Genomic DNA, 6,877 nt, shown 5'->3' on the forward strand with positions numbered 1-6,877 from the left:
TAGCCGTATCGGGCATACGGCCTTAATTTTTTAAGCTCTGATAATCTTTGAGTGGGTAATTACCTCATTTCCATTTTCTGTAATCAGAACGTCATTTTCCAGGCGAACTCCGCCCAATTTTGGGTCGTAAAGCCCTGGCTCCAGCGTGGCAATCATTCCAGGCTTAAAAGTTTGGTCGCCAGAAACATTCGTGCTGACGCGCGGTTCCTCGTGGATTTCTAGACCGATTCCGTGACCGAGGGAATGCGGCATAACGCGCTTTGCTTTTGCAAAGACTTCGTTTGCGGCTTCTGCGGCGGCTTTTATGCTTTTTCCAGGTTTGTAAAACTCTAGGGCGTTTTCTGCCGCTTTTTCTACTAGCGCAACGAGTTTTTCCTGTTGCTCATTGAGATTCTTTGCGACTGTGAGCGTTGTGTCGCTTGTGTAGCCTTCGTAAACCACTCCAAAATCAAGAATTGAAAGTCCGTCTGCCGGCCACGGTGCGTCCGTGTAACCTGGAAAAGCGTGAATCGCCCAGCTTCGGGAAGGTCCGGCCGCAAGCGTGTCAAAGCCAGTTTTCTCGCATCCCTGCTTTCTCAATTCACTTTCGATTAAAAGAGCAACGTCCATTTCTTTTTTTAGCCAGCCTTCGCGGATTCCTCGCTCAATTTCGCTTATAATCCAGTCGCCAACTCTTGCAGCTTCCTTTGTGCACTCAATTTCGTATTCATCTTTTTGCGCTCGGAGTTCATTTACAAAATCGTGCGTGCTTTTTTCGCGGCAAAGAACGTCCCAGTTGTTTTCTGCGAGCGTGTCAACGTATTTTAAGAAAAGCGGGTACGGCGTGTCCGGGGAAAGCTCAACTTTTTTCTTTCCTTTTGCCTTGACTGATTTTAAAACACCCGCAACGGCTTTTGTGTTCTTTCGGTCATAACTTGTGTACGAAATGATTTTGCAGTCAACTGACTTTTTGGCTGCGAGATTTTCGTCCCACGGCAAAAGAATTGACTGTCCGTCCGAGGTTGCAATAAAAATTGCGTCGCTCGGATGCCCTGTAAAATAGCGCACAGCCGGAGTTCGGCGACCTTCTGTGTCTTCAAAAACGACCGCACCGATTCCGTGCTCGCCCATGTAGTCAAAAAGTTTTTCTTTGCGAGCGATGTAGATTTTTTTCATTTCATCTTCTGTAAAGTTTTTCATTCTATTTCCTCAAAAAATTATTTTTTCAAATTTGTTCGGATGCCTGTTAATCATCTTCGGCGAAGTTTTTTCAAAATGATTTTTACGATTTCGTCACGAGTAAGTACCAGTAAAGCAACGCCGACCAGCGCAAAAACTGCCGCCGAAATTGCAAGCGGAACTCCCATGCCCACAAGTCGGCCGTAATCAGCGAATCGCGCTACGAGAAGTTTTCGCACAAAATAAGTCGGAATTCCTGCCACAACCGAAAAGAGAATGAGTTTTGATGAATAAAAAATCGTTCCGAATGCGAGTGTTCGAATATTCAGATTCTTGTTCCGCTTCAAGAAAACAAAAAGCACGAGCGTGTTTATAAGACTCGCCGCAGAAAGTGCGATTGCGATTCCGGCTCCGCTCAGCGGTTTTACCAAAATGAGTGCCAGAAGGATATTGAATGCGAAGCCGATGATGCCCGCAAACGTCGGTGATTTTGTGTCGCCCTGCGCGTAGAATGCCGGCGCGATGATTCTGTTCGCCGCGATAAAGAAAAGCCCCGCGATGTGCCACGGGAATACGTTCATCGTGAGCCTTACGGATTCGTCGTCAAAACGTCTGTTTTTGTAAACCAGCGAAATGATTTCTTTGTCGGTAATCAGCGAGAAAAATGTGATTGGAATTGAAATCAGCGCGATGATTTTTATTGCCTGTGCGAGCATCGTGTTGAATTCTTCCCATTCTTTTCGTTTTGCAAGCCCGCTCAAATCCGGAAGAATTACGGTTCCGATTGAAACTGCAAAAATTCCGAGAATCAATTCCTGAAGCCGTAGGGAGTATTGAAGGCTAGAAACGATTCCTTTGCCTGCCCGGCCGGCGAGTGCCGTTGAAACAACGTCGTTTAGCTGGTAGCAGGCCATTCCGATTATCGTAGGTCCAATCAGCATAAGGACTTTTCGTGTTCCAGGATTCGTGAATGCATTTTTGAGCGTAGTGAATCCGCACCACCATTTTGCTTTGATTACGAACGGCAGCTGGAAAATTGCCTGAACGCATCCGCCGATGATTACACCGATTGACATTGCCCGCGCAGGATTTTCCGTGTACGGCGAAAGCACGTAAGTGGCCGCAATTACGATTGAATTGAAAAGAACTGGCGTGAATCCTGACGGTGAGAAAATCTTTACGCCGTTAAGAATTCCCTGAAAGAACGCTGCAATCGAAATAACGAACAGGTAGGGAAACATTATTCGTGTGAGAATCGCGGTTTCACTGATGAGCGCGAGGTCATTTTCTTTGTAGAAAATTTTTATTATCAGTGGAGTGAAGATTATTCCTAATGTGACGACGACTGCTGTTAAAAAACTCACCAGCGTAAGGGTGGCTTTTGCAAATTCACGCGTTTTTTTTACGCCTTCGTCCGTTGAGTCTTCCAAATATCCCCTAAAGGTAGGAATGAACGCGACACTGATTGCGTTTTCCGCAAAAAGCCGTCGGAACAGGTTTGGAATCATAAAAGCGATTACGAATGCGTCCGCGTAACTAGAAGTGCCTAAAAATTTAGCTTTCGTCATTTCGCGAAGAAGTCCAAGAATTCGAGAGAGCAGGGTAAAAAATGAAAGTGAGAATGCCGCTCCCAAGAGTGATTTTGATTTTTTTTGAGATGCCATAAATATGATTCTAAACTTTTTTTATGTTTTACGCATCACCTGCAAAATTATGAAGTATGAAGTATGAAGTATGAGGTATGAGGTGTGATGCGAATGGGGCGTTGCCCGATGCTCGGTTCTGCTGAAGTTGATTCAGAAGCTAGAATGCTTGTGTGGGAGGTTTGTTGTTGGTGGTTTCGACAGGCTCAACCGCCGCAAAGTGTGTAAATTTGGAGGAGCGGAGATAATTTGATATGTTTCCAAAGTCGCTCGCGGCGCGCGAGCGACAAAACTGCACCCACGAAACGCGGCTCTGCTTGCCGCCGCGTTTCGTGAACATCTGCAAGCAGACTCACCAAAGCGCGAGTTTTTGGAAACGCTAAAAGTGGGCTTATAGGTTAAGAGTGAACTTGCAGCGTTTCCTTTAGTTCCAAAACTTCCTCTAACGAAAGCTTGCAGCATTTCGCAATAACTTCTGGTGATAAATCAGTTTCCTGCAACAAGTTTATCGCGTTGTTCTTTGCGTTTTCTTTTAGACCTTCTTCGTATGCTTCTTTTGCGTATTCTTTGAGTGTTTGTTCCCAGGTCATATACTGCCGCCTCCATTTCATGTTTTTCTTGGCGAGGGCGAGCTTTGAGCGGAGTGTCTCGGTAAAGTCGTCTCGTGCCTCGTTGGCTTTCAGGAAGGCAAGAAAGTTCCGCCGTTCCTTTGAGTCGATTTTATCACACAAGTCGGCGTTGAAAAACACTTTGAACGTGCGGTCATTGAGTTTTGTCCTGCCGTTTTCGGTGCAGACGTTCTCGAAGGTGTAGACCGGGAGTTTTTCGCCGAAGACGTCGCCGAGGCAGATGAAGATGATGTAAACGTCCTTGAGCTCGTCGTAGTCGGTGCCTGCCGTGAGGTGCTCCACGTCGATGATGCTCTGGTAGTATCGCGACCGCTTGGCGAGTTTTTTCGAGGTTGCGGTCTGCATTTCAACGTCAAAAATTCGGTCGCTGTCTTTGGCGTAAACGTCGAATCGCACGCTTTTTGACTCAAAAGATTCCTGCATCGTGCGTTCGGTCTGGGGAATCTCGATTCGGTCGATTTCGATTACGCGCTTGCAGATTTCGGGTTCCGATTCCATGATTTTGCAGATAGGGAGCGTTAAAAAAACGCTTGAGAAGCGTTTTTAGTGAGTCTCGTCGAAATCTGTGATTTCGGCGTAGGAAGTTGTTCGCGAGGGTAGCCTGCTCCCATTTTTGTTCCGGGGTGAGTGTTGAGGTGAGTAAATCGGTCATAAGGTAAGTCTCCTTATAATGTTACTTCCGTTTTTTGTTTGGAAATTACGTAATTTGCGGGATAAAGTTTTGTTATTTTTTACGTGGAAACTTCGGAAAAGTAAGAAGTAGGAAATACGAGGTATGAGGTATGAGGTGTGATGCGAATGGGGCGTTGTCCGATGCTCAGTTCTGCTGAAGTTGATTCAGAAGCTAGAATGCTTGTGTGGAAAGTTTGTTGATTGATGTTTAGGCCAGCTCAACCACCGCAAAGTGTATAAATTCGGAGGAGCGGAGACAATTTGACATGTTTCCAAAGTTGCTCGCGGTGCGCGAGCGACAAAACTGCACCTCGACCTCGCCGCCGTGCTTGTCGCGGCGAGGTCGAAGCTCCTGCAAGTGAACCCACCAAAGCAACAGTTTTTCGAAGAAAAACTGTTGGGGAGCGGTAAAACTGATTTAAAAGATTACAAGTCAACCTTACCGCTCCCGTTACCGCTTTGATGAAATCCTAATAAATTTGCAAAAGATTTATAATAGGCTTGTTGAAAGTTTCTGATAAGCTTTCAGAAGAATTGTAACAGGCTTGTCGAAAGATTCTGATAGGCTTGTAGAATGTTTCTAAAAGCTTATCAGAATGATTTAACAAGGCTTGTAGAAAGATTCAAAAAGGCTTACAGAATGATTCTGAAAGCTTTTTAACGCTCTGAACTTGATTAAGCGTCTAGAATGCTTGTGTGGAAAGTTTGTACGGTCGTTTAGCCTTACGTAGCATAGCAGCTTTGGAGAATCTCTATGTCCATTTTTACCTCTGCGTTGCGTGTAAAAAAAGGGGCCTCCCAGAATGGGAAGTCCCTTTTTAGCTTATATGCTATGTGCGCTCAAATTAGAAACCGAATTTAACACCAGTTCCGAATTGGTGCTGTTTGCTCCATGAATCTTTTGTATCTGTATGTGTAGAGATTGCAGCCCAAACAGTTGCCTCTGCTCCTTTTGCAGGTTTGAGGTAGAATGCTGGAACGATAACCTGTGCAGCATCAGTTTTTCCGTATTTATCTTCATCCCAGCTGTTGATTGTAATCTGAGCTTCGAGAGAAACTGCGAACAAATCGTTGATCTCGTAGCGAGCGAATGGATCGAGGTAGATTACAGTCAAATCTGCATCATCGTCAGAGCCGTTAGCCTGAGCCTTAAGCTGCTGTTTTGCATTAAGACCAACTGAGAGATTTTCTACGCCTGTATACTCAATTCTCTCGTAGATTGTATTTCGGAAATCACCCTTAGCACCAAGAATGTCAGTATCACCATTAGCTTTGATGTAGTCAGCTGATTTGTTCTCCAATTCAACAGAAACAAAGAGCTTCTCAACTGGGTCAACGCAAACACCTGCGCTCAAGAAACCTGCGAGTGAGTAGCTTGCAGCTACAGACAAGTTGTTGATGTCTTTGTTTGTATATTTAGCACCAAAGTAGATTCCGTCTTTGCTAGCAGCAAGTTTTCCGCCTGTTGTTGTATCTTTTGTAGTTACAGAATCAGTATCCTCGTCATACGTTGGAACTTTTGTAGTTTTTGTATCTTTTGTTTTGAGCCAGTCAGTCTGAGCACCACCACCGATCAAGAGGCCTTCGATTGGTGAAACACCTGCGAAGAATCCGAGTCCGCCATGTACATCACTATCGTTGTATCCGCCTGTTCCGAAGAGAGTGTCAAGCTTTCCTGCCTGCATCTGGAACTTTCCGTCAAATCCTTTGAGCCAAGCGTAAGCAAGTTTTACATCTACCTGATCGTAGTTTGGGGTGTCCTGCAATCGAACGAAAGCACCTGCAACGTCTCCTTCGCTTGCCCAGCTGAAGTTTAAACGTGCACGAGCATCTGTATCGAACTCATCACCTACCAAATACTTGTTAACGTGTACACCAGCTGTTTTAGCTTCTGTGTCACCGTTTTTGATCTCGTTCTGTGTGAGAGACCATCCGCCTTTAACGTCTCCGCTCAATTTGAATCCCTCTGCAAATACAGAAGTTCCGAGAGCCAATCCTGCCAAAGCCAATGCGACTTTTTTCATGTTGTTTTCTCCTTTTTTTTAGTTTCTGCAATTAGTATCGTAAAACAAAATGTTAAACTTTAGCAATTGCAGTTTTTTAAAATCAAGATTTGTTTAACTAGTTAAATTTGATTTATGTCATAAACATAAAAATATAATTAAATCGTGTCAATTTGAATTTCAGTTTTTTCAAAAAAAATTCGGATTTTGACAAAAATTTGTGTAACAAAATTTAAAAATATTTATTTTTGGAGATTTTGCAAAAAAATATGAGAAAATTAGGAAGTAGAAAGTATGAGGTATGAGGTATGAAGTATGAGGTATGAGGTGTGATGCGAATGGGGCGTTGTCCGATGCTCAGTTCTGCTGAAGTTGATTCAGAAGCTAGAATGCTTGTGTGGGAGGTTTGTTGTTGTTGGTTTTGGCATGCTCAACCACCGCAAAGTGTATAAATTCGGAGGAAGGGAGACAATGCGCCACGTTTCCGAAGTTGCTCGCGGTGTGCGAGCGACAAAGCGGCACCCGCGAAACGCGGCCCCGCTTGTCGCCGCGTTTCGTGAACATCTGCAAGCAGACTCACCAAAGCGCGAGTTTTGCTTTTGCAAAAGTCGCGGGAAACGCACGGGGGAAGTTAAAGGTTAAAAGTGAACTTGCAGCGTTTCCGTGGTTTCGACAGGCTCAACCACCGCACGACGTGATGCGGAGATTCCGAAATAAATTCGGAATGACAACAGGAAAGCTGCTGCGATTCATCAGCGAGAATCAGCGTTAA

4 protein-coding genes are annotated in these 6,877 nt (G+C 44.7%); all 4 read right to left on the bottom strand.

Annotated elements, in window-relative coordinates; all coding sequences use genetic code 11:
- Window positions 1–30 precede the first annotated feature (30 nt).
- The 4 genes from JI65_RS11765 to JI65_RS11780 all read right to left on the bottom strand — a co-directional run bounded on the left by JI65_RS11765 (window position 31) and on the right by JI65_RS11780 (window position 6,126).
- Complete coding sequence (locus JI65_RS11765) at window positions 31–1,179, bottom strand: M24 family metallopeptidase (protein ID WP_191016822.1); 1,149 nt, start codon at window positions 1,177–1,179, stop codon at window positions 31–33.
- A 50-nt stretch (window positions 1,180–1,229) separates the two neighbouring features.
- On the bottom strand, window positions 1,230–2,822 hold the full coding sequence (murJ, locus tag JI65_RS11770; RefSeq protein WP_191016824.1) for a murein biosynthesis integral membrane protein MurJ: 1,593 nt from the start codon (window positions 2,820–2,822) through the stop codon (window positions 1,230–1,232).
- 377 nt (window positions 2,823–3,199) lie between these two features.
- Complete coding sequence (locus JI65_RS11775) at window positions 3,200–3,928, bottom strand: Rpn family recombination-promoting nuclease/putative transposase (protein WP_191016827.1); 729 nt, start codon at window positions 3,926–3,928, stop codon at window positions 3,200–3,202.
- Window positions 3,929–4,947: 1,019 nt separating this feature from the next.
- Window positions 4,948–6,126 (bottom strand): hypothetical protein, encoded by a 1,179-nt coding sequence (locus JI65_RS11780; protein ID WP_191016830.1) that lies wholly within the window; start codon window positions 6,124–6,126, stop codon window positions 4,948–4,950.
- Between the last annotated feature and the right edge of the window lie 751 nt (window positions 6,127–6,877).

This window comes from Treponema zioleckii, from assembly GCF_014737315.1.
Lineage (GTDB): Bacteria > Spirochaetota > Spirochaetia > Treponematales > Treponemataceae > Treponema_D > Treponema_D zioleckii.